Source organism: Kitasatospora sp. NPDC098663 (assembly GCF_044760075.1).
Classification (GTDB): Bacteria; Actinomycetota; Actinomycetes; order Streptomycetales; family Streptomycetaceae; genus Kitasatospora.
In genome coordinates, this window is record NZ_JBIWAP010000015.1 from 151911 (window position 1) to 176358 (window position 24448).

Consider the following 24448-nt stretch of genomic DNA (forward strand, 5'->3'; position numbering starts at 1 on the left):
GGCACACCTGACGCTCCAACCGCACCGGCCCGGCGCCACGACCGGAGCCCCGGAGAGCACCACCACGCACGGCCCCGCGCCGATTGGCGACCTCCTTGTCCGGGGACGCTGGCCGCATGAACCAGGACGCCCTACCGCCGACCGAGACGATCCGCCCCGACTGGGCCGGGATCGACCGGCTGCCGACCACCGACCTGCTCCGCCTGATGAACGCCGAGGACCGCACCGTCCCCGCCGCAGTGGCCGGGGAGTTGGTCCGGATCGCCGCCGCGGTGGACGCCACAGCGGCACGAATGGCGGCCGGTGGGCGGCTGGTCTACGCCGGGGCGGGGTCCGCCGGGCGGCTCGGAGTGCTGGACGCCGCCGAGTGCCCGCCGACCTTCGGCACCGATCCGGGCCTGGTGGTGGGCCTGATCGCGGGGGGCGGGACCGCCGTGACCGGGGCCGTCGAGGGCGCCGAGGACCGCCCGGAGCTGGCGGTGGCCGAGCTGGCCGCCCTCCGGCTCACCCCGGCCGACACCGTGGTGGGCGTCTCCGCCTCCGGCCGCACGCCGTACACGGTGGCGGCCGTCCGAACCGCACGGGCAGCCGGGGCGTTGACGGTCGGACTGGCGTGCAACCGGGGCTCGGCGCTGGTGGCGGCGGCCGAGCTGGGGATCGAGGTGGAGGTCGGCCCGGAGGTGCTGGCGGGCTCGACCAGGCTGAAGGCGGGCACGGTGCAGAAGCTGGTGCTCAACATGCTGTCGACGGCCGTCATGGTCCGGCTCGGCCGGACGTACGGCAATCTGATGGTCGACGTCCGGGCCACCAACACCAAGCTCCGCGCACGGGCCCACCGGATCGTCACGGAGGCCACCGGCGCCGACGAGGCGGCGGTCCGCCAAGCGCTCGCCGCCACCGGGGGCCGGGCCAAGGACGCGATCCTGGTCCTGCTCGCGGACGTGGACGCGCCAACCGCCGCCCGGCAGCTCGCCGCCTCCGGCGGACGCCTGCGCGAAGCACTGCACGCCCACCACCGCTCGGGCCCGTCTGACAAATGATCATCTGGCCGGTTCGCGGAGCCAGAGGATCAGGAAGGCCAGGACGACTCCGGCTCGGTAGCGGTCGGCGAGCCTGTCGAACCTGGTTGCGGTCACGCGAACTGCTTGAGGCGGGCGACGCATCGTTCGGCCACGGTGCGGTCCTTGGTGGTCAGCCCCCTGCGGGACCGGCCGAGGGCCTGGCGCGCCTGCGCGAGGCCCGGATCTGCCAGTTCACCCCCGTCTGCGTCCCCTTTTTGCGGGCGCTGGCGGCGTGCTGGTGGGCCCGGTCGACCATGAAGCCGACCGCTACCTCGTGGACCTGAAACGTGCTTCAGCAGCTCCGCCCAGGCGATATCCGCTCCCACGCCGGGTCCGCCAGCTCACCTCGACCTGCCAAAAGATCAACTATCGGGCAAGCGCTATCGCTCGCTTGCACCCAACCATCCCGCGAGGGTGTCGTGCAGTTGCTGTACCTGAGATCGATCAAGGACCACGGTCACTTGGTCGGGCTCGTCACCTGGACAGAACTCGACAGGCCGACCGATGGACATGCGCAGGAACTCCACCGGCAGGGGCTCCTGCCCCTCCAGGCGGGCTCTGGGGTGGCAGTGGTTCGGGACAGCGGCGACCTCCAGCCAACCGGCCCGCGGGTGGCCGTCCGCAGGGCTGACGTGCGATCCCTGGTAGACGAGCGGGGCCGGCCCGTCGCCATCCTCGGCGAGCAGCAGCCAGGTAGCAAAGATCGACATTGCCTTCTCTCGTCCGGGGCGCGGTCACAACCATCGCAGGCTACGTCAGTCCCCGAACACAGTCTCCCGAGTATCAGATGATCACATGTCAGACATACCCTCGGGTCTGTCCGGCCGGTCATGGCCGGTCACGCGGGTCCATCCGTCCCTAGCGCCTCGCGCGCGATCTCGGCCCGGAAGCCCTCGATCAGGACACGCAGCCCGTACTCGAAGTCGGCGTCGTGGTCGGTCATGCGCAGCACGTCGGCCGCCTCGCGCAGCAGCGGGAGGTCGCGCAGGGCCTCGTCCGGGAAGGGTGGCCGGACGCGGTCGGCGGCGTCCTGTCGCCAGGCCTGCTCCTCGGTGACCCAGCCCATGATGTAGCGGTCGATGGTGAGCAGCAGCCGCAGCGCGGTCCGGGGCCGCAGGCCGGCCTGCCGGAGGGCGTCCAACTGGGCTTCGACGGCGGGCAGTTCGTCCTCGGTGGGCAGCGTTCCGGCGTGCACCCGGGCGCCGTCGCGGTAGGCGAGCAGGGCGTGGCGCTTGGCGCGGGCGTCGGCGGCGAGCCAGTCCGGCCAGTGCTCCGGATCCGGGCTGCGGTCGACCGGGAGGGCCTCGGCGAGCATCGCCTCGGCCATCAGGTCGAGCAGTTCCCGCTTGTTCTTGAAGTGCCAGTACAACGCGGGTGACTGGACGCCGAGTTCGCGGGCGAGCCGCCGGGTGGTCAGGCCGTCGATGCCTTCCTCGTCGAGTACGCGCAGCGCGGTGCGCACCACCTCGTCGCGTTGCAGTGCCACCGCCGACCACCTCTCCGTTATTCGCTTGCCCACTCCACCTTATCGCCGCTAAGTTCCGAGCTGGAATTTATCAGCGATAAGGAGAGCCGTCGTGTTCGACGGCCCGAAGGGACCACCACCCCATGACCTCCGGAACGGACCGTCCCAGGTCCCGACTGCTGCCGAACACCGCGCCCTGGCGGTCCTCCCGCGACTTCCGCCTCACCTGGACGGCCGGCACCGTCACCCTGCTCGGCTCCGTCCTCACCATGACGGCGATCCCGCTCCAGATCGCCGACCTCACCGGTTCACCGGTGGCCGTGGGCGCGGTCGGCGCCGTCGAGCTCGTGCCGACCATCGTGTTCGGCCTCTACGGCGGCGTCCTCGCCGACCGTGCCGACCGCCGCACCGTCGCCCTGGTCACCGAACTCGCACTCGCCGCACTGAGCGCCCTGCTGCTCGCCAACGCGCTGCTCGGCACGCCCGCGCTCTGGCCGCTGTACGCGGCCGCCGGACTGGCAGCGGCACTGCAGGGCCTTCAGCAGCCCTCGGCGGAGGCGATGATCCCCCGGCTGGTGCCACCCGACCAACTGGTGGCGGCGGGCAACCTGCTCTCGCTGCGCTGGAGCATCGCCGGCCTGGCCGGCCCGGCCACCGCCGGGCTGCTGATCGCCACGGCCGGCGTCCCGGCCGCCTACCTGGTCGACCTCGGCACCTTCCTGGTCTCGATCGCCCTGCTGACCCGGGTCCGGCCAGTCCCCTCGCAGCGGGACGCCGAGGCACCGCGACTGCGGGAGTTCGTCGACGGCGCCCGGTACGCGGCCCGCCGCCCCGACCTGCTGGGCACCTACCTGGCGGATCTCGCGGCCACCGTCTGCGCCCTGCCGACCGCGCTGTTCCCCTTCCTCGCCCAGGAGTTGGACGCGGTGTGGGCGCTCGGCCTGCTCTACTCGGCCGCTGCGGCGGGCGGCCTGCTCGCGGCCGCCACCGGCGGCTGGACCGAGCGGGTGCACCGGCACGGCCGGCTGGTGCTGCTCTGCGCCGCCCTCGTCGGCGCGGCGACGGCCGCGGCCTCGATCGCCCCCGGCCTGTGGGCCGTCCTGCTCTGCCTGCTCGTCGCGGGCGGCGCCAACCAGATCGGCGACACCTTCCGCAGCGCGATCTGGAACCAGTCCATTCCGGACGAACTTCGGGGCCGCGCCGCCGGCCTGGAGATGCTGATCGGCTCCGCCGGGCCCGCCCTCGGGGACCTGCGGGCCGGCGGCCTCGCCGCCCGGCAGGGCATCCGCGTCGCGCTGCGCACCGGCGGCCTGCTCTGCCTGGCCGGCACCACCGCGCTGTCGGCCGCGCTTCCGGCGCTCTGGCGCTACGACCAGCGCGACCAGCGCGACCAGCGCGACCAGCTGAACCACCTCGACCAGGCCGACCGACACCACCGGCCCGACCAGCCCGACCAGCAACCCGCGCCATGACCGCCCACCTCGACGGCGGCGGACCGGGGCGCCGCCCCTCAGCCCCGGGCGGGCACCGTGGCGTGCCGGGCGATCAACGCGCCGAGCCGGCCCGGGTCGCCGGTGCCGCGCTTGGGCAGCAGGGTCAGCACGTGCGTCTGCTCGTCCCCGCCCAGCAGGACGAGGAGTTCGGGCGTCTCCAGGTAGTACGGAAGCTCCCGCCAGACGAGTTCGGTGCTGGACACCGCGTTGGTGACGGTCACCCCGGCCTCGCCGAGGACGATCCGGAACTCACCCTTGTCCGCCGCCATCCGCCGCACCTGACGCAGTTGCAGCCAGGGCAGTCCGACCACCAGCAGCAGCGCGGCCGCGAACATCACCAGCGCCGGTGGGCCCACCGTCCGGTCGGCGACCGAGAGCACCACCGCACCGGCCCCGGTGCAGGAGGCGGTCAGGTACCTCGACCGCCGGGACCGTCGACCCGCCGCCGTACCCCGGGCCCGGGCCGCGAAGGCCGCCCGGAAGTCCGCGGTCGTCGGCGTGTAGCGGACCTCGACCGACGCCTCCACCCGCTTGCCACCGTCCACCCGAACCCCCTCCGACGCATCTGCCGCGGGGTGCTGGCAAAAGCCGTGTGCACCCGATCCATCACCCTCTCCGTCTCCTCCCGGTGACGCGATTCCGCCGCTCCCGGGCGGGCGTCGTTGACCTCCCGCCGCACTCGGCGGTTGGCTCACCACGAGCCGGCCGCCGGGGAATTCGACGCGGCCGGCCGTACCCAGGGGAGGGACCGGATGACCCGCACACGTTCCGCACCACACCTGCTGCGCGCGGCCGGCGCGCTGGCGGCGGCCGCGCTGGCCGCCGTCACGGTGGCGACGCCCGCCCAGGCGGACGCACCGCGCGGCCGCACCGAACGGGTGTCCGTCGGGCTCGGCCAGGCGCAGCCCGACGGCGCCTCGGACGCCGCCGGTCTGAGCGCCGACGGCCGCTTCGCCGTCTTCACCTCGAAGGCCACCAATCTGGTTCCCGGCGACACCAACGGCAAGTTGGACGTCTTCGTCCGGGATCTGTGGACCGGCCGCACCGAACGGGTCAGCACCGGCGCGAGCGGCGCCCAGGCGACCGACGACTCCTTCAACGCCACGATCAGCGGCAACGGCCGCTACGTGGCGTTCAGCTCCTACGCCACCAACCTCGCCCCCGGCGGGAACCTCGGCTTCGAGGACGTCTACGTCCACGACCGCTGGACGGGGACCACCGAGTTGGTGTCCACCGGACACGACCCGGCCAAGCCGCAGGCCGGCCGGCAGTCCAGCCACCCGTCGATCAGCTGGGACGGCCGGTACGTCGCCTACCAGTCCAACCGCTCCGACCTGGCCCCCGGCACGGTCACCTGGACGGGCGGCAACATCTACGTCACCGACCGGTCGACGGGCGGGACCCGCCTGGTCAGCGTCGGCGCGGACGGCACCGAGGCGAACGCCTCCTCCGCCGAGCCGGTGATCAGCGGGGACGGCGGCTCGGTCGGCTTCATCTCCAAGGCCACCAACATCATCGGCCAGGACAAGCCCGGCGCCCTCGCCGCGAAGGCCGCCGCCGATCTCGACGGCGTCTCCGACGAGGAGTTCGTCCGCGACTCCTTCCGGCACGACGACCAGCCGGCGATCCTCAAGCCCCGCTACTACCCCCTCTACGTCCGCGACCTCCGCGACGAGCAGAGCGTCCTGGTGAGCACCGACGGGGCGGGTGGCTACCGCGGGGCGGCCTCCCCGGCGCTCAGCCGGGACGGCCGCTACGCCGTCTACTCGGCGCTGCTCCAGGACGGCAACGGCCCCCGGGGGCACCACTTCGAGGTGTACGTCCGCGACCTGGAGGAGGACACCGAGACCCTGGTCAGCGCCGGGCTCCCGGGGACGAAGACCTCCGGCGACTCCTACCACGCGCAGATCACCGCCGACGCCCGCTGGGTCTACTTCGACTCCGACGCGGCGAACCTGGTGCCAGGGGACACCAACAACGCCGGGGACGTCTTCCGGCGCGATCTGTGGACCGGCCGCACCGAGCGGGTCAGCGTGGCGACGGACGGCTCGCAGACCGCCGGCGCCTCGGAGCGGCCGTTCGTCGACGCCCTCGGCACCACGGTGCTGTTCACCTCCGAGGACGGCACGCTCGTCCCGGGCGACACCAACCAGGCCCCTGACGTCTTCCTCCGCCGGCTGCCGCTGCTCTGACCGGAAACCGACCGGGCCCGGCCCCGCTCACCGCACCGGCAGCAGATACCCCAAACCGCAACGGGTTGCGCGGAGGTGCGGCAGGGCGGCCGGGCCCGCCCACGCGCCCCTCGGAGCGTGAACGCCCGCACGCCCCTCAGCACGTGACCGCACGCACACCCCTCAGCACGTGACCGCGCGCACACCCCTCAGCACGTGAACGCCCACGCGCCCCTCAGCACGTGACCGCCCGCACACCCCTCAGAGCGTGAGCGCCCGCGCCGACGCCCGGATCGGCGCCGGGAGTTCGGTGCCGCCGCGCAGATGGCGGTCCACCGCCGCGGCCGCCGCCCGCCCCTCGGCGATCGCCCACACGATCAGTGACTGCCCGCGCCCGGCGTCCCCGGCGACGAAGACGCCCGGCGCGCCGCCGGCGAAGTCGTCGTCCCGGGTCAGGGCGCCGTCCGGGTCGGTGGTGAGGCCGAGTTGGGCGATCAGCCCCTGGTCCGGCTCCGGGCCGCTGAAGCCCAGCGCGAGCAGCACCAGCTCCGCCGGGACGCTCCGCTCGGTGCCGGCCCGGGGGCTGCGGTCGGCCGGTTCGGCCTCGGCGAAGCGGACGGCGGCCAGCCGGCCGTCCGGTCCGGCCTCGAAGCCGACCGTGGTCGCCGCGAACACCCGGGGACCGGCCCCCGCGGCCCCCGACTCCTCGTGCGAGGTGGTCTCCCGGTACACCTTCGGATGGACGGGCCAGGGCTGCCCCGGCGCCCGGCGCACCGGCGGGCACGGGTTGATGTCGAGCTGGGTGACGGAGGCCGCGCCCTGGCGCAGCGCCGTCCCCAGGCAGTCGGCCGCGGTGTCCCCGCCGCCGACGATCACCACGTGCCGGCCCTCGGCGGATACCGGCGGGGCCGCGCGGTCGCCCTCGTCGACCCGGTTCGCCCAGGTCAGGTAGTCGATCGCCTGGTGCACGCCCGGCAGGGCGCACCCCGGCACCGCCAGCTCCCGGCAGGCGGTCGCGCCGACCGCCACCACCAGCGCGTCGCACCCGGCCCGCAGTTCCCCGGCCGCGAGGTCCCGGCCGACGAACACCCCGGTGCGGAAGGCCGTCCCCTCGGCCCGCATCTGGTCGAGCCGCCGGTCCAGGCGGTGCTTCTCCAGCCGGAACGGCGGGATCCCGTAGCGCAGCAGCCCGCCCAGGCGGTCGGCCCGCTCGTACACCGTGGTGGCGTACCCGGCCCGGGTCAGCTGTTGCGCGGCGGCCAGGCCCGCCGGGCCCGAGCCGACCACGGCCACCCGCCGCCCGGTGCCCCGCTCGGGCGGCTGCGGCAGGTCCCAGCCCTCTTCCCAGGCCCGGTCGGTGATCGCCAGCTCGACGTTCTTGATCGTCACCGCCGCGCCGTCGATCGCCAGCACGCACGCGCTCTCGCAGGGCGCCGGGCAGAGCCGTCCGGTGAACTCGGGGAAGTTGTTGGTCGCCAGCAGCCGGGCGGCGGCGGCCCGCCAGTCCGCGTCCGCCACCAGCCGGTTCCATTCCGGCACCAGGTTTCCCAGCGGGCAGGCGTGGTGGCAGAACGGCAGCCCGCAGTCCATGCACCGGGCCGCCTGCCCGCCCACCACCGGCAGCGGTGCCCGCGGCCGGTACACCTCCCGGGAATCCCCCAGTCGCTGCTGTGCGTCCCGCCGCTCGCGCTCGGCGCGCGGGGTGGTGAGGAAGGCCATCCGGTCTGCCATCGCGGCCTCCGGCGGGGTGTGCCGACAAGGACCCGGTGGCACCCCCGGCGGACATGCCACCGTGTGGCCACCGTACGCCCGTCCCCGGCGCTGCGAAAGCCGCGCCCGGCCCGGCCACCACCCAGGCCCGGACCTGCGAACCCGCGAACCCGTCGCACGCCGCCACCGCCCGGACCCGCCGGACGCCGCCGTGGGCGCGCCGGGGAGAATCGGGGCCATGACCCACACCGTGCTGATCGCCGAGGACGACCGGGCCATCCGCGACTCCCTCACCCGCGCCCTCCAACTGGAGGGCTACCGGGTGAGCACCGCCGCAGACGGCGCGCAGACCCTGGCCGCCCTCACGGAGCAGCGCCCTGACCTGCTGGTACTGGACGTGATGATGCCCGGCCCGGACGGCCTGGAGGTCTGCCGCCGTCTGCGCGCCGACGGCGACCGCACCCCGGTCCTGATGCTCACCGCCCGGGTCGAGGTCCCGGACCGGATCGCCGGGCTCGACGCCGGGGCCGACGACTACCTGGTCAAGCCCTTCGACGTGGACGAGCTGTTCGCCCGCCTGCGCGCCCTGCTGCGCCGCAACCCGCCCGAACCCGCCGGGGGCGTCCTCGCGGTGGCCGACCTGCGGGTCGAACCGCACGCCCGGCGGGCCTGGCGGGCCGGGCAGGAGCTGGAGCTCTCCCGGACCGAGTTCGACCTGCTGGAGCTGCTGGCCCGGCACGCGGGCTCGGTGCTCGACCAGGCCACGGTGTACGAGCGGATCTGGGGCTACGACTTCGGCCCCGGCTCGAAGAACCTCGCGGTGTTCATCGGCTACCTGCGCCGCAAGCTGGACCGGCCCGGCCTGACACCGCTGATCCACACCGTCCGCGGCGTCGGCTACACGCTGCGCGAGTCGTGACCGGCCGGGACCGGCCGCGGCTGCTGTGGCCGCGACCGGGGCTGCGCACCACCGTCTCGCTCGCCTTCGCCGCGATGGCCGCCCTGGTCGCGGTGCTGATCGGCGCGCTCGGCTACCGCTCCGCGGCCCGGCTGATCCGGGACGACGAGGCCGCCGACTTCACCGCGGCCGTCCAGGCGGTGCACCAGCAGGTCGGCCGGGAGATGCTGTTCCCCGGCGACTTCAACGGCACGGGCGGCCTGAGCGAGGATCTGCTGCGCCCGATCCGGGTCACCTCGCAGTCCCTCGGCCCCGACGGGGAGGTGCTGCCCGGCACCGCCCGGATCGACTTCCGGCCGACCCCGGAGGACCGCTCCCTCGCCCGCTCCGACGACCCCGGCCAGACGTCGTCCGGGCTTCGGCCCGTGCACGGCGACACCTACCGGGTGGCCGTGGTCTCGCTCGGCGGCGGCCGCGGCGCGGTGCAGATCGCCCAGCAACTGGGCCCCACCGAGCACCTGCTGGCGACGCTGCGGATCCGTACCGGGGTGTCGGTGGCGGTGGTCGCGGTGCTCGCGGGCGGGGCCGGCCGGCTGCTCGCCCGGCGGATCACGGGCCGCCTGGTCCGGCTCACCGACGCGGCCGAACTGGTCGCCGCCAGCGGGTGGTTGGACGTTCCGGTGCCGGCCGCCGGGACGGACGAGGTCGGCCGGCTCGGCCGGGCCTTCGACCGGATGCTGGGCCGGCTCGCCACGGCCAAGGAGAACCAGCGCCGGCTCGTCCAGGACGCCGGGCACGAGCTGCGCACCCCGTTGACCAGCCTGCGCACCAACCTCTCGGTCCTGCCCAGCCTGGACCGTCTGCCGCCCGCCGAACAGGCCGCGCTGATGGCCGATCTGGCCGAGGAGGCGAGGGAGTTGACGCTGCTGGTGGAGGAGCTGGTGGCACTCGCCGCGGACCGGAAGGCCGACGAGGAGCCGACCGAGCTGGTGCTGGCCGAGCTGGTGCGCGAGGCCGCCGCACAGGCCCGGCGGCGCAGCGGCCGGGAGATCACCGTGGACGCCGACGACACGGTGGTCACGGCCCGCCCGGACGCTCTGGCCCGGGCGGTGGGCAACCTGCTGGACAACGCCGCCAAGTTCGACCCGGCCGGGACGGCCCCGATCGAGGTGGTGGTGCGCGGCCGCCGGGTCGAGGTGCGCGACGGCGGGCCGGGGATCGACGAGGCCGACCTCTCCCGGGTCTTCGACCGCTTCTACCGGGCCACCGCCGCGCGCAGCCTGCCCGGTTCGGGGCTGGGCCTGGCCATCGTGCACGAGGTGGCCGGCTCGCACGGCGGCGAGGCCTTCGCCGCCAACCGGGACGGCGGCGGCGCGGTGATCGGCTTCACCCTCGGCCCGTAGGGCGTGTCCTCGAACTCCCGCCCGCGTCACGGCACCGGGGCGCGCGCAACGCCGCCGGGCCCCGGGCACGTGGCGGCACCCGGGGCCCGGCGAACGTCGGCCGCCGTGAGGCCGCCGTCAGACGGCCGCCAGACGGCCGTCAGACCGCCGCGAGCAGCCCGCGCCCGAGCCAGTCGGCGTTGTCCTTCACGCCCGGCAGGACGAAGAAGTACCCGCCGCCGGTCGGCGAGATGTAGTCGACCAGCGGCTCGTCGATGAGCCGGGTCTGGGTGGCCTCGAACTGCCGCACCACGTCCTGCTGGTAGCAGCAGAACACCAGGCCCATGTCCAGGTTGCCGGCCTGGTCGACGCCCCGGTCGTAGTTGAAGCCGCGGCGCAGGATGCGCGAGGTGTCGGTGTCGGCGGTGCGCGGGTTGGCGAGCCGGATGTGCGCCTTGAGCGGGATCGCCTTGCCCTCCGGGTCCTTGCCGTAGTCCGGCGCGTCGGTCTCCTGGCGGCCGTCCAGCGGCGCGCCGGTGTCGCGGCGGCGGCCGAACATCTTCTCCTGCTCGGAGAGGGTGACGCGGTCCCAGAACTCGATCAGCATCCGGATGATCCGGATCACCTGGTAGCTGCCGCCGGTCGCCCAGGCGGGCTCGCCCAGCCCGTCGGTGACCCAGATCAGCCGGTCCATCTCGCGGGCGGAGGTGGTGTCGGGGTTGACTATGCCGTCCTTGAAGCCGAGCAGGTTGCGCTGGGCGCCGTCCGGGCGGGACTCGTTCTGGAAGCCGTCGATCCGCCAGAGGATCTGCATCGCGCCGCGGGTGTGCCGGGTGATGTCGCGCAGCGCGTGCAGCACGGTGTCCTGACGGTCGGCGCAGATCTGCAGCGAGAGGTCGCCGTGGAGTTCGGCGGCCTGCAGATTGTCGTTGGGGAAGGTCTTCATCGGGGCCAGCTTGGTCGGCTTGGCCTTGGCCAGCCCGTACCGGTCGTCGAACAGCGAGGCGCCGACGCCGACCGTGACGGTCAGGTTGTCGGTGGGCACGGTGGGGCCGAGGATGCCGCTGTCGGCGGGCGGCGCGCCGACGCCGAGGTCGGGCGGGGTGCCGCCGGTGGTGAGGAAGCGGATCCGCTCGGTCAGGGTCTTGAGGAGGTCCTCCAGGCCCTTGCGGTCCTGGGCTATCACCTGGCAGGACACGAAGGCCGCGTAGCCGGGGGCCGGGGTGGTGACGCCGGCCTGGTGGTCGCCGTGGAAGGGGACGGCCCCGCTCTTCGCCTGGCGGCTGTCCCCGGCGGAGGCCGGGCCGGCGGCCAGGGTGAACGCCCCGCCCGCCAGGACGGCCGCTCCGGCGCCGGCGCCGAGGGCGGTCCGGACGAAGCTGCGGCGGGCCGGGCCGGCCGGGCAGCCGCCTTCGGCGACGGCCGGGGCGGGCACGGCGGCGTGCGGGAACGGGCAGGAGCCTCCGGTGGCAGCGGTGTGGTCGGTCATCAGGCGGCCTTCCGGATCTCGAGCAGGGCGGGGATGGGGGCGAGGTCTTCGAGCAGTTCGCCGGTGGCGCCGTCGAGCTGGCGGCGGGCGTCGGCGGGGAGCTGCTCCAGTGCGGTCCAGCCCTCGGGCTTGTGGGCGGCGGCGACCAGGTCGCCGACCCGCTTCATCCCGGCGTCGACGCGGGTGAGCAGCTGCGGGTCGCGCTCGTCGAGCAGCGGCTGCAGGACGGTCAGCAGTTCCCGGGTGCCGGCCAGGTTGGCCTGGGTGGTGGCCAGGTTGGTGCCGCTGCCCTGGTCGGTGTCGCCGGTGAGCTCGAACTGGAGGGTGTTCTCCAGGATCTCGTGGGCGCGCAGCGGGAGGTCTCCGGGGTCGAAGTCCTGGCCGGGGAAGTCCTGCCCGAGCTTGGCGACGTCGGCGGCCAGCTGGTCGGCGACGGGCGTCAGGTCGGCGGCGGACTGGCCGTGCCACAGGCCGTACTCCAGGCGCAGGAAGCCGGTGAAGTCCTTGTCCTGGGCCTTGTCGGCGAGCCCGTCGGGCCGCCCGTTGATCTTGCCGTCGAGGTCGGCGAAGGTGCCGTAGGCGGCGCCGAGCGAGGCGTACTGGAGGTGGGCGGTGAGCCAGTCGGCCTTGGCGGTGGCGAGGTCGCCGCCGTGGACGTCGGCCTGGAGCTTCTGGGTCTGCGTCAGCAGCGTCGCGAGGCCCTTGCCGACGTAGTCCTTGTAGGCGTCGAGCGGGCCCTTGAGGTCGTCCTCGGCGACCGGCTTGACGGCCTTGACCTGGCCGCCGCCGGTGACGTGCACGGCGGCCGAGGTGACGGACGTGCCGCCGGTGGGCACGCAGCGCCAGGCGTAGTCGCCGGAGCCGATGGTCGCGGTCAGCGCGCGGGTGGTGCCGGGGGCCAGGCCCTCGATCTCGCCGTAGACGGCGCCGCTGGCCGGGTTGACCAGGTAGACCTCGGAGACCTTGTCGCCGGTGTTGTGCATCTGGAACACCTGCTGGCCGGGCAGCGGGGTGCCGAAGCCCTTGCCGCACTCCTGCTCGGAGACGGACACGGTGGCGGAGCTGCTCTGCTTGCCGTCGCTGGCCGCGATCACGGCCCCGGCGACCACCACCGGCACCGCGACCAGCGCGGCCGGCACGACCCAGCGCGGCCGCCCGGACCGCACCGGCCCGGCGCCCTCGGGCGCGGCCGCACCGGCCTTCTCGCCCTGCGCCGTCTCCCCGCCCTGTGCCGTCTCCTGACCCTGCGCCGTCTCCCCGCCCTGCGCCGTCCCCTGACCCTGCGCCGCCTTCCCGGCGGCCGGCGCGGTCTTGCCACCGCGGACGCCCTCGACGAACAGCGTCATCACGATGCACAGGTAGGCGAGGTAGCCGACGACCTGGAGGACCGTCATGGTGACGGTCAGGTTGAGGGTGCCCTGCACCAGCGTGGCGTACCAGGAGGAGGCGTCCAGGTGGCCGCTCAGGTCGAAGGCGTACGAGCTGCCGCCGCCGACCAGCCCGGACTCCTGCAAGTCGCGCAGGCCGTAGCCGAGCACGCCCGCCGCGACCACGATCAGGCCGGCGCCGGTGATGGTGAAGAACCGGGTGAGGTTCATCTTCAGCGCCCGCCGGTACAGGCCCCAGCAGAGGCCGGCCGAGAGCACCAGGCCGACGGCCGCGCCGAGCAGCGGCCCGGTGGACTCCCCGGCGGTGCGCACGTTGGTCCACAGGAAGAGCGAGGTCTCCAGGCCTTCGCGGCCGACGGCCAGGAAGCTGGTGAGCACCAGCGCGCCGGCGCCCATCGCCAGCGAGGCCTGGACCTTCTCCTTCAGGTCGGCGGAGAGGGTGCGCGCCGAGCGGCGCATCCAGAACACCATCGCGGTGACGAAGCCGACCGCGATCAGGCTCAGCACCCCGCCGAACGCCTCCTGAGCGTGGCCGGAGAGGTTGGCGGCGGTGAAGGTGAGCACCGCGCCGAAGCTGAGGCTGAGCGCGATCGCCGCCGCGACGCCGGTCCACACCTGCGGCAACCGGGCCTTGTGTCCGAAGCGGACGAGCGTGGCGACCAGGATCGACACGATCAGTCCGGCTTCCAGACCTTCGCGCAGCCCGATCAGAAAACTGGGAAACGCCTCATCCCACATGCAGCGGGCTCCTCCCCCGGTCACCCCGGGTCGTACCTGAACTCGGCGGCCCGCCGCGGGTGGCGGCGGCGCGGCACAGCCGAACGCCCCGGACACGAGGGTCCAGGGCGCTTCGACTTAGCTTAGGCAAACCTTAGAGTCACCGTGGTCAACAGGACCCCCTGTTCAGGTAAGGGTTCGGTATGAGGGCTGCCGAGTCGGCCCGGCTCAGCCCCACCACTGCTCCGGCACCGTCTCCGGCTCCGCCGGCACCGCCACCGGTGCGGCGGCGGGCGTCACCAGCAGCTCGCCACCGGCCGTCTCGGCGACCAGGTAGCCGCACTCGCGCAGCACGACGGCGGCCGCACCGCTGACCGCTTCGCGCGCTCCCCGGGACGGCGGCCCGTCCGGCACCTCCCCCGGCGACCAGCCGACCGCCACCCCCGGCGGCCGGTGGCCGATCCGCAGCAGGGACGGGCCCGGCCCGGCGTCGATTCCGGCGCGGGCGAGGGCCGCGGTGACGTCCTCGAAGAGTTCAGGGTGATCCACCATTGGCGCAGCGTAGGCCCGGTATCGCGCGACCTCCGGACGCGGCGCGCGCCGAAACGGTTCAGCGGCACCCGGGCGCAGCACCGCCACCCGTCCGGCGGCCGATCGGACGCCAGGACCCCCCGTCCGGCCCGACACGCGCGGCCGTACGGACCGATGGACGTGCACAGTCGGCCCCCTGCCGACAGCATGACAGAGTAAGCGCTTCATCACCCTGAGCAACGGGCCGGTGGGTCACCCGCTCCGCGTGCCGGTTCAGCCGGCGGGCCCGTATCGAGAGGTCCCATGATCACAACACTTCGCCGGCCGGCGTCTCTGCCGGCGGGCCTCCAGCCCGGCACGCCGAGGACGCCGGGGAGTCCGTCGTGAGAACCGACCAGCAGTCGCAGCCGGGACCGGTGACCAGCACGCGCGCCAACCCCGCGAACAAGGCCGAGGCCCTGGCCGACTGGACCGACGGCCGGGTCGGCATCTACTCCCTGGCCAAGGCCAATCTGCGCAAGATCTTCCCGGACCACTGGTCCTTCATGCTGGGCGAGATCGCGCTCTACACCTTCGTCGTCATCATCATCACCGGCGTCTGGCTGACCCTCTTCTTCAAGCCGAGCATGGGCGAGGTCATCTACGACGGCTCGTACGTCCCGCTCAAGGGCATCCAGATGTCGGAGGCCTACGCCTCGACCATCGACATCAGCTTCGAGGTGCGCGGCGGCCTGCTGATGCGCCAGGTCCACCACTGGGCGGCGATCGTGTTCGTCGCCTCGATGCTGACGCACATGATGCGCGTCTTCTTCACCGGCGCGTTCCGCAAGCCCCGCGAGATCAACTGGGTCTTCGGCGCGCTGCTGCTGTTCCTCGGCATGTTCGACGGCTTCATGGGCTACTCGCTGCCGGACGACCTGCTCTCCGGCACCGGAATCCGGTTCATGGAGGGTGCCGTCCTGGCCGTGCCGATCGTCGGCTCGTACCTGCAGTTCTTCATGTTCGGCGGCGAGTTCCCCGGCCAGGACATCGTGCCGCGGCTGTTCACCGTGCACGTCCTGCTGATCCCTGGGGTCATGGTGGGCCTGCTCGCGGCGCACCTGATCCTGGTCTTCTACCACAAGCACACCCAGTTCGCCGGGCCCGGCCGGACCAACGACAACGTGGTCGGCATGCCGCTGATGCCGGTCTACATGGCCAAGGCCGGCGGCTTCTTCTTCCTCGTCTTCGGCGTGGTCGCGTTCATGTCGGCGATCGCCACCGTCAACCCGATCTGGGCCTACGGCCCCTACCGGCCCGACCAGGTGTCCACCGACGCCCAGCCGGACTGGTACATGGGCTTCTCCGAGGGCCTGGTGCGCGTGATGCCCGGCTGGGAGATCAGCGTCTGGGGCGGCCACACCCTGAACCTCGGGGTGTTCGTCCCGCTGATGGTCTTCCCGACCGTGCTGCTGATCATCTGGTGCTACCCGTTCCTGGAGGCCTGGGTCACCGGGGACCGCGGCGAGCACCACATCGCCGACCGGCCGCGCAACGCACCGGTGCGCACGGCCTTCGGCGCGGCCTGGATCGGCCTCTACCTGATCCTGCTGGCCGGCGGCGGCAACGACCTGCTCGCCACCCACTTCCACCTGTCGATCAACGCGATCACCTACGCGGTGCGCACCGGCTTCTTCGTCGTGCCGGTGGTCGTCTTCGTGATCACCAAGCGGTGGTGCCTGGGCCTGCAGCGGCGCGACAAGGAGAAGGTGCTGCACGGCCGGGAGACCGGCGTCATCAACCGGCTCCAGCACGGCGAGTTCGTCGAGGTGCACGCCCCGCTCCCGCCGGGCCGGATGTTCACCCTCACCGCGCACGAGCAGCCGCAGCCGGAGGACCTGCCGCCGGAGGTGGACGAGAACGGGGTGGTCCGCAAGGCCGGACTGTTCGCCCGGACGAGGGCCAAGCTGTCCCGCGGCTTCTACGGCGAGGGCAGCCAGATCGCCAAGCCCACCGCCGAGGAGCACCAGGAGATCAGCAGCGGCCACGGCCACCACTGATCCCCGCGGACGCCCGAGGGCCCGCCGCGCCGATGACGGCGCGGCGGGCCCTCGGGCGTGCCTGCGGATCGGCCCGGCTCGGGCCCGCACGTCAGGCCCGCAGGGCCGCCGGGACGACGGCGAACAGCGCCGCCGCCAGGGTGACGGAGAGGCAGAGCGCGGCCCAGCGGGCGCAGATCCGGCGGCACTCGCTGCGGTAGCGGGCGGCCAGCCGGCGGCAGCGCTCGACGGCGCGGTCGACGACCTCCTCGGCATAGCGCAGCCGGTCGGCGGCGTAGGCCTGCTCCAGGCTCTCCCGCTCCGCGGCGGGCAGCCACGGGAACTGCCCGGCGAAGGCCCGGGCGTCCCGTTCGGCCGCCGCCACCTCGGCCTCCCAGGCGAGATAGCCCTCCAGCCGGGCGATCTCCGCCCGGGCGTTCACCCGGCCGCCCGCGACGGGCCTGCCCTGCCGAGGGGTCCGCGCTCCCGGCGGACGCTGTCTGCCACCCATGACCGCTCCTCATGTCCTGTCGAGGTGTGCTGTCGGGACGCCCTGTCGAACCGTCCCGCCGAACCGGCGCGGGAGACCGCTCCGCAACCAGGCCACTACTATCAGTGACCACCCGGGTGGACGGGGCGACTCGCCGAGCCGCCGCGCGACTCCTCGCAACCCCGCCGGAGCGGATCCGCCCGGGATGTCGGCTGGAAAAAGTTGCGTGGCACGCATTCTTGCGCGTCACGCAGACTTCCTGGGAGAGTGGTGGTCATGACGAACAGTCAGATCGGTCTGCGGGAACGGAAGAAGGCCGCGACCCGGGAGGCACTGAGCTGGGCCGCACTGCGCCTGGCGGTGGAACGGGGCCTGGAGAACGTCCGGGTGGAGGACATCGCGGCCGCGGCCGGGGTGTCGCCGCGCACCTACAACAACTACTTCTCCAGCAAGGCCGAGGCCATCGTCTCCCGGCACTGCGACCGCATCCGGCTCGTCGGCGAGGCGCTGCGCGAGCGGCCCGCGGCCGAACCGCTCTGGGAGGCGCTCACCCGGGCCACCCTCGCGCCCTTCGACGGCGCGGCGGAGCAGCCGGACCCGAAGTGGACCGCCGCGGTGCGGCTACTGCTGCGCGAACCGGCCCTCCAGGCCGAGCTGGCCCGCGCCGGCGCGGACGCCGAGGCCGAGCTCACCGCGGCGGTGGCCGCCCGGACCGGGGCCGACCCCGGCGGCCTCCACCCCAGACTGGTCGCCGCCGGCATCCTGGCCGCGCTCAAGGCGGCCAGCGACGTATGGCTGCGCGCCGACCCGCCGGTACCGCTGCAACCGCTCCTGGCGGAGGCACTGCGGCAGCTGGCGGCCGGCCTCCCCGACCCGTCGTCTTCGTGAACTCACCGTCGCACAGGGGGATTTACCATGACCCACGATGTCATCATCGCCGGCGCCGGCCCGAACGGGCTGATGCTGGCCTGCGAACTGGCGCTGGCCGGAGTCCGGCCGGTGGTGCTGGACCGGCTGGCCGAACGTTCGTCGGAGCAGAAGGCGAACGGGCTGGTCGGCCAGGTGATCCGGCTGCTGGACCACCGCGGCCTGTACGAGCGGCTCGGCGGCGCGGGCGCCCCGACCCCGGTGCCCCGCTTCGTGTTCGGCGCGTTCCCGCTGGACCTCCGGGAGCTCGACGGCAACCCGCTGTACGCCCTGCCGGTGCCACAGCACCGGATCGAGCAGGCCCTGGCGGAGCGGGCCCGCGAACTCGGCGTGACCGTGCGGCACGGCCACGAGGTCACCGGCCTGACCCAGGACGAGGCCGGGGTGACCGTCGAGGTCCACGGACCGGACGGGCCGGCGCGGCTGCGCTCCCGCTACCTGGTCGGCGCCGACGGCGGCCGCAGCACCGTCCGCAAACTGGCCGGGATCGGCTTCCCCGGGGTCACCTCGTCCGACCCCGTCGCGCGCATCGCCCACGTGCGCCCGCCCGAGGGGCTGCAGGTGCTCGACACCGGCGAGGTGCTGCTGCCCGGCTGCCCGACGCCGTTCCGCCCGTTCACCCACACCCGCACCGCGCACGGCGTGTTCGTGCTCGCCCCGATGAGCCCGGAACTCGCCATGATGGCCACCATGGAGTGGGACGGGCCGCCCGTCGACGAGACCGTGCCGGCCACGCTGGACGAACTGCGCGCCAGCGTCCGCCGGGTGACCGGCGCCGACCTGCCGCTCGCCCCGGCCGACACGCCCGGCGCGCACACCCCGCGCCGCCAGGTCGGACACAACACCCGGCTCGCCGAGCGCTACCGCGAGGGCCGGGTGCTGCTGGTCGGCGACGCCGCGCACGTGCACGCCGCCACCGGCGGTCCGGGCCTCAACCTCGGACTCCAGGACGCCGCGAACCTCGGCTGGAAACTGGCCGCCGACCTCCTGGGCTGGGCCCCGCCCGGCCTGCTGGACAGCTACCACCGCGAGCGGTACCCCATCGGCGAGCGGGTCTTCATGCACTCGCAGGCCCAGATGGCCCTGATGTCCCCGGGCCCGGCCGTCACCGCCCTGCGCGCCCTGTTCGGCGAGCTGCTCGCGTACCAGGACAACCTCGGGCGGATCGCCGCGCTCATGGCGGGCAGCGACGTCCGGTACGACACCGACTGCCCGCACCCGCTCGCCGGCGGCTTCGCGCCGGACCTCCCGCTGACCACCGCCACCGGCCCCACCCGGCTCGCCGAACTGGCCCGCGGCGGCCGCGCCCTGCTGCTCGACCTCGCGGAGGGCCCACCACGGCTCGGCGACCTCGCGGCCGGCTGGAAGGGCCGGGTGGACGTCCTCACGGCCGCCTGCCCGCAACCGCCCGCCGGCGCGCTGCTGGTACGCCCGGACGGCTACGTCGCCTGGGCCGCCGCGCCCGGGGAGGAGGATCCGGACGGGCTGCTGCGCGCGCTGCGCGCCTGGTTCGGCGAACCGGACTCCGCCCGCTGCTGAGCACCCGCACCCGGACGCCCCACCGGCCCCGGTCGGGGCGGCCGGGGCCGGGAGGAGAGAATGGACCGCATGTCCCGACGTCACCCCGCGCCCCGCGCCGCCGCCGCGCCCCGGCTGCTGCCCTCCTCCCCCTGCCCCTGCGGCCTGCCCGCCGCCTACGGCGACTGCTGCGGGCGGCTGCACCGCGGCCAGACGGCGGCCACCACCGCCGAGTCCCTGATGCGCTCGCGGTACAGCGCCTTCGCCGCCCAGGACGAGGCCTACCTGCTGCGCACCTGGCACCCGGACACCCGGCCCGCCGAGGTGGACTTCGACCCGGCGCTGCGCTGGACCGGCCTGGAGGTGGTGTCCACCACCGAGGGCGGCGCCTTCCACGCGGAGGGCACGGTCGCCTTCCGGGCGCACTGGACCGAGGGCCGCGAGCAGGGCGTGCTCACCGAGCACAGCCGGTTCGTCCGGCACGAGGGCGCCTGGGTGTACCTCGACGCCCTCTCGCTCGGCTGATCCTCGGGGCCCTCGACGGGCGAGCTCCTACAGGTAGTCGTCCAGCCGGCCGAGGGCGAAGCCCTGAGCGGTGACGTCGTTGACGACCTTGCGGAGCAGGTCCGGCATCGAGGCCTTCCAGAGGTCGGTGCCCCGGAAGTGGGTGAGGATGATGTCGCCCGGGTGGAGCTTGCGGTCGTCGTAGCGCCACTCCATGTGGTCCGGGAAGGCCTCCTCGTTCCACAGCGGCACCGCCTGGACCCCGCAGGACGCCGCCGCGCGCAGCGTGTCGTCGTTGTACTCGCCGTACGGGGGCCGGAACAGCCGGGGGCGGACGCCGATCTGCTTCTCCAGCTGGTCCTGCTGACGGCAGATCTCGTCGCGCTGGGCGTCGTAGCCGAGGACCTTCAGGTTGCGGTGGTTGATGGTGTGGTTGTTGATCTCCACACCCTGGGCGTGCAGGTCGCGGAAGTAGCCGTAGTTCTCGCGGGCCAGGTAGTCGGAGACGTAGGTGCTGAGCGGGATGCCGAGTTCGTCGGCCATCCGGGAGAACTCCGGGTCCTTCTCGGAGCCGTCGTCGACGGTGAGGAAGACCACCTTCTCGTCGGTCGGCACCCGGTAGACGACCGGTGGCCGTCCCTCCTTGAGCTTCACGCCCTGCGACTGGGCCAGCACCGGCCTGGTCGCCGGGCGCGGCGGCGCCTTCAGCGGCGGGGCCTCCAGGCCCCAGCGGTGCGCGGTCTCCAGGGCCGCCCGGGTCTCCGACTCCCGGCGGGCGACCGCCTCGGTGCCGGCCTCCTCCTCCTTGCGGGCCAGGCCCGGCAGCGCCGGCAGCGCCTCGGGCGGGCGGCCGACCCCGTGTTCGACGACGGGCACGGCACCCGGCGCGGGCGGGACGACGGCCGGCCGCGCGGGGTCGGCCGGCCCCGCGCAGCCGGCGGCGACGGCACAGAGGCAGACGGTGGCCAGCAGGCCGGTCCGCACACCCGCCCGCACACCGGCGCCGCGTCCCTGAATCCGCCTCAAACCCGCATTAATGCGATGATTTGATGATCTGTTCATAGACGCACTGCTCCCCCGCAGCGCACCCCCGCCAATCCCCTGATCACCCGTGCGGGGCAACGACGCGCCGGGCGTCTTGCCCTTCCTTTGCCGAACCGGCCGGGTGGGCGAGTCGACCGGGTGGCCGTGCGAAACCCGATTGCGGACCGGGCCCGCGACCACCGATCATGCGCCCATGACCGACACCGCGCCCCGCACCGCCCACCTCTGGTCCGTCACCACGGCGGACGTCACCGCACCCGAGGCCCTGGCCCTGCTGCGCGAGTACTACTACGACGTGGCCAACCGCTACTACCGCCTGCACCTCGGCCGCGAAGGCACCCCCGAAGAACTGGAGTCGGGGCTGGCCGGCTCCCCCAGCGACGACCTCTCCGCACCGGACGGCCTCTTCCTGCTCGGCCGCTACGACGGCGCGGCCCAGTCCTGCGCCGGGCTGCGTCGGCGCGACGCCGACACCGTCGAGCTGACCCGGGTGTTCGTCCGCCCCGGCCTGCGCGGCACCGGCGGCGGCGCCCGGCTGCTCGCCGCCGTCGACGGGGCCGCCCGCTCGCTCGGCGCCCGGCGGATCGTCCTCGACACCCGCCTCGACCTGGTCGAGGCCCGCGCGCTCTACACCCGCCACGGCTACCGAGAGATCCCCGCCTACAGCAGTGGCCCGTACGCCCAGATCTGGTACGGCAAGGAGCTGGCCGGCTAACCCCTCCGCGCCAGGGCGGACGTCAGCTCCGCCGTCGAGGGCGGATTGGCGCCGGGGCGGGAGACCGTCAGCGCGGCGGCCGTCACCGCCTGGGTGAGGCAGCCGGCGAGGTCGGCGCCGGCGGCGCGGGCGTGCAGGAAAGCCGCCGTGAAGGAGTCCCCGGCGCCGACGGTGTCGGCGACCGGCACCGGAACGGCCGCGGCCCGCGCGTGGCCGCCCCCGGCGGTGTGCGCGAACGCGCCGTCGGCGCCCAGGGTCACCGCGACCACGGCCGGGCCGAGGGCGAGCCAGCGGCGCGCGACCGCCTCCGCGTCCTCGCCGGGGTAGAGCCAGGCCAGGTCCTCGTCGCTCGCCTTGACCACGTCGCTCAGCGCCACGCAGCGCTCGACCCGCCGCACGGCCTGTGCCCGCTCGCCCATCAGCGCGGGGCGCACGTTCGGGTCGTAACTGATCTGCGCCCGGCCGCGCCACCGCTCGACCAGCGCCAGCACCGCCGCCGCGCCCGGGTCGGTGACCGCCCCGATCGAGCCGAGGTGGATCGCGCCCGGCGCTTCGGCGAGTTCCATCGGCGGCAACGTCCAGCCGATGTCGAAGGTGTAGCGCGCCCGCCCCTGCCCGTCGAGTCGCACCACGGCCGAGGGGGTCCGCGCCACCCCGGCGGCCCGGACCACCACCCCCGCCGACTCCAGGTGCGCCCGGATCAGCCGGCCGTTGGCGTCGTCCCCGAGCTGGGTGAGCAGGGTGGCCGGCCGGCCCAACCGGGCCAGGCCGTAGGCGACGTTCGCGGGGCTGCCGCCGGGGTGGACGGTGTCCGGGGCGCCATCCGTGCGGACGATGTCGGCGACGCACTCGCCGATCACCAGAACGTGCGAATCGGGGCTGGTCACGGCGGCTCCTGGCATCCGGTACGCGGGCGTCGTCTCGGCCGCCAGCCTACGGGGTGCACCCGGGCATGAAGGACGGCCGCCGGACCTGGCCAGGTTCTCCGACGGCCGTGGCCTCGTCCGTCAGGGGGCGAAGCACTTCGAACGTTAGTCAGCGCGTGGCGGCCCCGCCATCGCTGTAGGCCGTCCGGGGGATGGCCTCGTGTCGACAGCCGTCCGGGCGGCGGCGGGCGAGCGCCCCGGTCGGCTAGGGTCCGTGCCCGGTGCGTCGCGCACGGACCGCCGCCCGGCCCCCGCTCCTCACCGGGCCTCCCGAGGCCACGACTCCCGAAGTGCGGTGATCGCCTTGCCCAGGCCCCGTGTCGGCCTCGTCCTCCCACTCGTGCTCAGTGCGGCGCTGCTGTCCGCCGGCACCCCCCGGGCCGCCACCGCCGCGGACGGCCTCGGCGACCCGGTCTTTCCCTCGCTCGGCAACAGCGGGTACGACGCGCTCGCCTACGACCTGTCGTTCGACTACCGGGCCGCCAGCCGCACCGTCGACGCGACAGCGGTGATCACCGCCCGGCCGTCCCGCACCCTGGCGCGCCTGGAGCTGGACGCGCTGGGCCTGACCGTGCGCGCCGTCCGGGTCGACGGGCGCCCGGCGGGGTTCGCCGCCCACGACGAGAAGCTGACGATCACCCCGGCGCGGCCCCTGCACCGCGGCACCACCGCGCGGTTGACCGTCGAGTACACCGCCGACCCGCGCGTCAGGCTCCCGCACACCGGCTGGGTCCCGACCCCGGACGGCTTCGCGGTGGCCGGCCAGCCGGACAGCGCGCACACCGTCTTCCCGTGCAACGACCACCCCAGCGACAAGGCCCGGTTCACCATCGCCGTCACCGCGCCCGACGGCCTGCTGGGCGTCGCCAACGGGGAGTTGGCGCAGACCGAACGGCTCGGCGACGGCCGGACCACCCGGCGCTACGTCTCCCGCGAGCCGATGGCCACCGAGCTGGTGCAGGTCTCCGTCGGGAACTACACCGTCCGCGAGCGCACCGGCCCGCACGGCCTGCCGCTGCGCGACGTCGTCCCGACCGCCCGGGCCGCCGACCTCGAACCCGCCCTGGCGCTCACCGCCGACCAGCTGACCTGGGCCGAGCAGCACCTCGGGCCGTTCCCCTTCGAGACTTACGGCCTCCTGCCGGCCGACACCGACGACCCGGCCGCGTTCGGCTTCACCGGCCTGGAGACCCAGACCCTCACCCTGTACAAGCCGAACTTCCTGCGCCAGCCCGAGTCCGCGATCGGCTCGCACCAGATGCACGAGCTGGTGCACTCCTGGTTCGGCGACAGCGTCTCCCCCGCCAGCTGGGCGGACCTGTGGCTCAACGAGGGACACGCCGACTACTACGCCCTGGTCTACCGCTACGAGCGCGGCTGGCCGGACGCCTGGGGCCACACCACCCTGGTCGACCGGATGCGGGCCCTCTACGGCCTCGGCGACCAGTGGCGGCACGACTCCGGACCGGTCGCCGCTCCCAGCGCCGCCAAGCTCTTCGACAGCCAGCGCTACACCGGCGGCGCGCTGGTGCTGTTCGCGCTGCGCGAGCGGGTCGGCGCCGAGACCTTCGACCGGATCGAGCGCACCTTCCTGCGCGAACACCGGTACGGCACCGCCACCACCCGGGACTACCTGCGCACCGCCTCCGCGGCCTCCGGCCAGGACCTCTCCGGCTTCCTCACCGACTGGCTGTACGGGCTGCGCACCCCGCCGATGCCCGGCCACCCCGACTGGACGGTCACCCCGGTGACCTCGGACCCGGCAGCAGCCGCCCGCGGTGTCCCCACCGAGGCGCCGCGCGGTTCCGGAACGCTCTGACCCGCCGTCACCCGGTCGGCCCGATCCGTGGTCCGCCGCCCCCTGCGTCCCACCCGTACGCCCCTGGCGCGCCGCGTCGTGCGCCCGGACGCCCCGTGAGCGCCTCTGGCCGGACGGGCCCGACACGGCCATCGTGGTGCCCACGGCCCGCCCGCCGCCCGGCCGAGTCCCGGCCGGCTCGC

At 74.2% G+C, this 24448-nt stretch carries 21 protein-coding genes and 1 pseudogene; 11 read left to right on the plus strand and 11 right to left on the minus strand.

Annotation, left to right across the window (positions count from 1 at the left end; translation table 11 throughout):
- Window positions 1-116 precede the first annotated feature (116 nt).
- Window positions 117-1040, plus strand: a complete 924-nt coding sequence (gene murQ / locus ACIQVZ_RS18750) for an N-acetylmuramic acid 6-phosphate etherase (RefSeq protein WP_402451215.1) — start codon at window positions 117-119, stop codon at window positions 1038-1040.
- Between the two features lie 3 nt (window positions 1041-1043).
- Here the strand turns inward: murQ and ACIQVZ_RS18755 are convergent.
- The 3 genes and pseudogenes from ACIQVZ_RS18755 to ACIQVZ_RS18765 all read right to left on the minus strand — a co-directional run.
- Window positions 1044-1381 (minus strand): annotated as a pseudogene (locus ACIQVZ_RS18755) (hypothetical protein); the annotation flags it as partial.
- A 60-nt stretch (window positions 1382-1441) separates the two neighbouring features.
- Window positions 1442-1771, minus strand: a complete 330-nt coding sequence (locus ACIQVZ_RS18760; protein ID WP_402451217.1) for a hypothetical protein — start codon at window positions 1769-1771, stop codon at window positions 1442-1444.
- 128 nt (window positions 1772-1899) lie between these two features.
- Window positions 1900-2547 (minus strand): TetR/AcrR family transcriptional regulator C-terminal domain-containing protein, encoded by a 648-nt coding sequence (locus tag ACIQVZ_RS18765; RefSeq protein WP_402451219.1) that lies wholly within the window; start codon window positions 2545-2547, stop codon window positions 1900-1902.
- Between the two features lie 122 nt (window positions 2548-2669).
- On the opposite strand from ACIQVZ_RS18765, the gene ACIQVZ_RS18770 reads away from it, so the two are divergent.
- The gene (locus ACIQVZ_RS18770) at window positions 2670-3998 is read left to right on the plus strand and encodes an MFS transporter (RefSeq protein WP_402451220.1); all 1329 of its coding nucleotides are present in this window, start codon (window positions 2670-2672) and stop codon (window positions 3996-3998) included.
- A 38-nt stretch (window positions 3999-4036) separates the two neighbouring features.
- On the opposite strand, the gene ACIQVZ_RS18775 is transcribed toward ACIQVZ_RS18770, so the two are convergent.
- Window positions 4037-4564 (minus strand): YcxB family protein, encoded by a 528-nt coding sequence (locus ACIQVZ_RS18775; RefSeq protein ID WP_402451223.1) that lies wholly within the window; start codon window positions 4562-4564, stop codon window positions 4037-4039.
- Window positions 4565-4771: 207 nt separating this feature from the next.
- On the opposite strand from ACIQVZ_RS18775, the gene ACIQVZ_RS18780 reads away from it, so the two are divergent.
- Entirely contained in the window at window positions 4772-6211 is a 1440-nt protein-coding gene (locus ACIQVZ_RS18780; RefSeq protein ID WP_402451225.1) for a hypothetical protein, read from the plus strand.
- A 240-nt stretch (window positions 6212-6451) separates the two neighbouring features.
- Here ACIQVZ_RS18780 and ACIQVZ_RS18785 read toward each other — a convergent pair whose 3' ends face one another.
- Window positions 6452-7921 carry a glutamate synthase subunit beta gene (locus ACIQVZ_RS18785; RefSeq protein WP_402451227.1) on the minus strand — a complete coding sequence of 490 codons (1470 nt, stop codon included), beginning with the start codon at window positions 7919-7921 and terminating at the stop codon, window positions 6452-6454.
- A 217-nt stretch (window positions 7922-8138) separates the two neighbouring features.
- Between ACIQVZ_RS18785 and ACIQVZ_RS18790 the strand changes: the two genes are divergently transcribed.
- Both ACIQVZ_RS18790 and ACIQVZ_RS18795 read left to right on the plus strand, forming a co-directional pair.
- A complete protein-coding gene (locus ACIQVZ_RS18790) occupies window positions 8139-8819 on the plus strand; it encodes a response regulator transcription factor (RefSeq protein WP_350881921.1) in 681 nt (226 codons plus the stop codon).
- On the plus strand, window positions 8816-10201 hold the full coding sequence (locus tag ACIQVZ_RS18795) for an ATP-binding protein (RefSeq protein WP_402451231.1): 1386 nt from the start codon (window positions 8816-8818) through the stop codon (window positions 10199-10201). The genes ACIQVZ_RS18790 and ACIQVZ_RS18795 overlap by 4 nt, the downstream gene beginning before the upstream one ends.
- 139 nt (window positions 10202-10340) lie before the next feature.
- Here the strand turns inward: ACIQVZ_RS18795 and efeB are convergent, their stop codons facing one another.
- From efeB to ACIQVZ_RS18810, 3 genes are all read right to left on the minus strand, one after another.
- Complete coding sequence (gene efeB / locus ACIQVZ_RS18800; RefSeq protein WP_402451233.1) at window positions 10341-11669, minus strand: iron uptake transporter deferrochelatase/peroxidase subunit; 1329 nt, start codon at window positions 11667-11669, stop codon at window positions 10341-10343.
- Window positions 11669-13795 carry an iron uptake transporter permease EfeU gene (gene efeU, locus ACIQVZ_RS18805; protein WP_402451234.1) on the minus strand — a complete coding sequence of 709 codons (2127 nt, stop codon included), beginning with the start codon at window positions 13793-13795 and terminating at the stop codon, window positions 11669-11671. Before efeU ends, efeB begins: the two co-directional genes overlap by 1 nt.
- Before the next feature lie 207 nt (window positions 13796-14002).
- On the minus strand, window positions 14003-14326 hold the full coding sequence (locus ACIQVZ_RS18810; protein WP_350881929.1) for a hypothetical protein: 324 nt from the start codon (window positions 14324-14326) through the stop codon (window positions 14003-14005).
- A 395-nt stretch (window positions 14327-14721) separates the two neighbouring features.
- Here ACIQVZ_RS18810 and ACIQVZ_RS18815 point away from each other — a divergent pair, with 395 nt between their 5' ends.
- Window positions 14722-16344: a cytochrome bc complex cytochrome b subunit gene (locus ACIQVZ_RS18815; protein ID WP_402451290.1), complete on the plus strand. Its 1623-nt coding sequence runs from the start codon at window positions 14722-14724 to the stop codon at window positions 16342-16344.
- Window positions 16345-16435: 91 nt separating this feature from the next.
- On the opposite strand, the gene ACIQVZ_RS18820 is transcribed toward ACIQVZ_RS18815, so the two are convergent.
- Window positions 16436-16834, minus strand: a complete 399-nt coding sequence (locus ACIQVZ_RS18820; RefSeq protein WP_350881931.1) for a cytochrome C oxidase subunit I — start codon at window positions 16832-16834, stop codon at window positions 16436-16438.
- A gap of 255 nt (window positions 16835-17089) precedes the next feature.
- On the opposite strand from ACIQVZ_RS18820, the gene ACIQVZ_RS18825 reads away from it, so the two are divergent.
- From ACIQVZ_RS18825 to ACIQVZ_RS18835, 3 genes are read left to right on the plus strand one after another with little or no spacing between them, the layout of a single operon-like run.
- Window positions 17090-17701 (plus strand): TetR family transcriptional regulator, encoded by a 612-nt coding sequence (locus tag ACIQVZ_RS18825; protein WP_350881933.1) that lies wholly within the window; start codon window positions 17090-17092, stop codon window positions 17699-17701.
- Between the two features lie 27 nt (window positions 17702-17728).
- Window positions 17729-19279, plus strand: coding sequence for an FAD-dependent monooxygenase (locus tag ACIQVZ_RS18830; protein ID WP_402451238.1), 1551 nt, complete (start codon window positions 17729-17731; stop codon window positions 19277-19279).
- A gap of 60 nt (window positions 19280-19339) precedes the next feature.
- The gene (locus tag ACIQVZ_RS18835; protein WP_402451239.1) at window positions 19340-19783 is read left to right on the plus strand and encodes a YchJ family protein; all 444 of its coding nucleotides are present in this window, start codon (window positions 19340-19342) and stop codon (window positions 19781-19783) included.
- Between the two features lie 27 nt (window positions 19784-19810).
- On the opposite strand, the gene ACIQVZ_RS18840 is transcribed toward ACIQVZ_RS18835, so the two are convergent.
- Window positions 19811-20788 carry a polysaccharide deacetylase family protein gene (locus ACIQVZ_RS18840; RefSeq protein ID WP_402451240.1) on the minus strand — a complete coding sequence of 326 codons (978 nt, stop codon included), beginning with the start codon at window positions 20786-20788 and terminating at the stop codon, window positions 19811-19813.
- A gap of 211 nt (window positions 20789-20999) precedes the next feature.
- On the opposite strand from ACIQVZ_RS18840, the gene ACIQVZ_RS18845 reads away from it, so the two are divergent.
- Entirely contained in the window at window positions 21000-21521 is a 522-nt protein-coding gene (locus ACIQVZ_RS18845) for a GNAT family N-acetyltransferase (RefSeq protein ID WP_402451243.1), read from the plus strand.
- On the opposite strand, the gene ACIQVZ_RS18850 is transcribed toward ACIQVZ_RS18845, so the two are convergent.
- A complete protein-coding gene (locus ACIQVZ_RS18850) occupies window positions 21518-22408 on the minus strand; it encodes a carbohydrate kinase (RefSeq protein WP_402451245.1) in 891 nt (296 codons plus the stop codon). The genes ACIQVZ_RS18845 and ACIQVZ_RS18850 overlap by 4 nt on opposite strands.
- Before the next feature lie 334 nt (window positions 22409-22742).
- Here ACIQVZ_RS18850 and ACIQVZ_RS18855 point away from each other — a divergent pair, with 334 nt between their 5' ends.
- Complete coding sequence (locus ACIQVZ_RS18855; RefSeq protein ID WP_402451247.1) at window positions 22743-24266, plus strand: M1 family metallopeptidase; 1524 nt, start codon at window positions 22743-22745, stop codon at window positions 24264-24266.
- The last annotated feature ends 182 nt before the right edge of the window (window positions 24267-24448 follow it).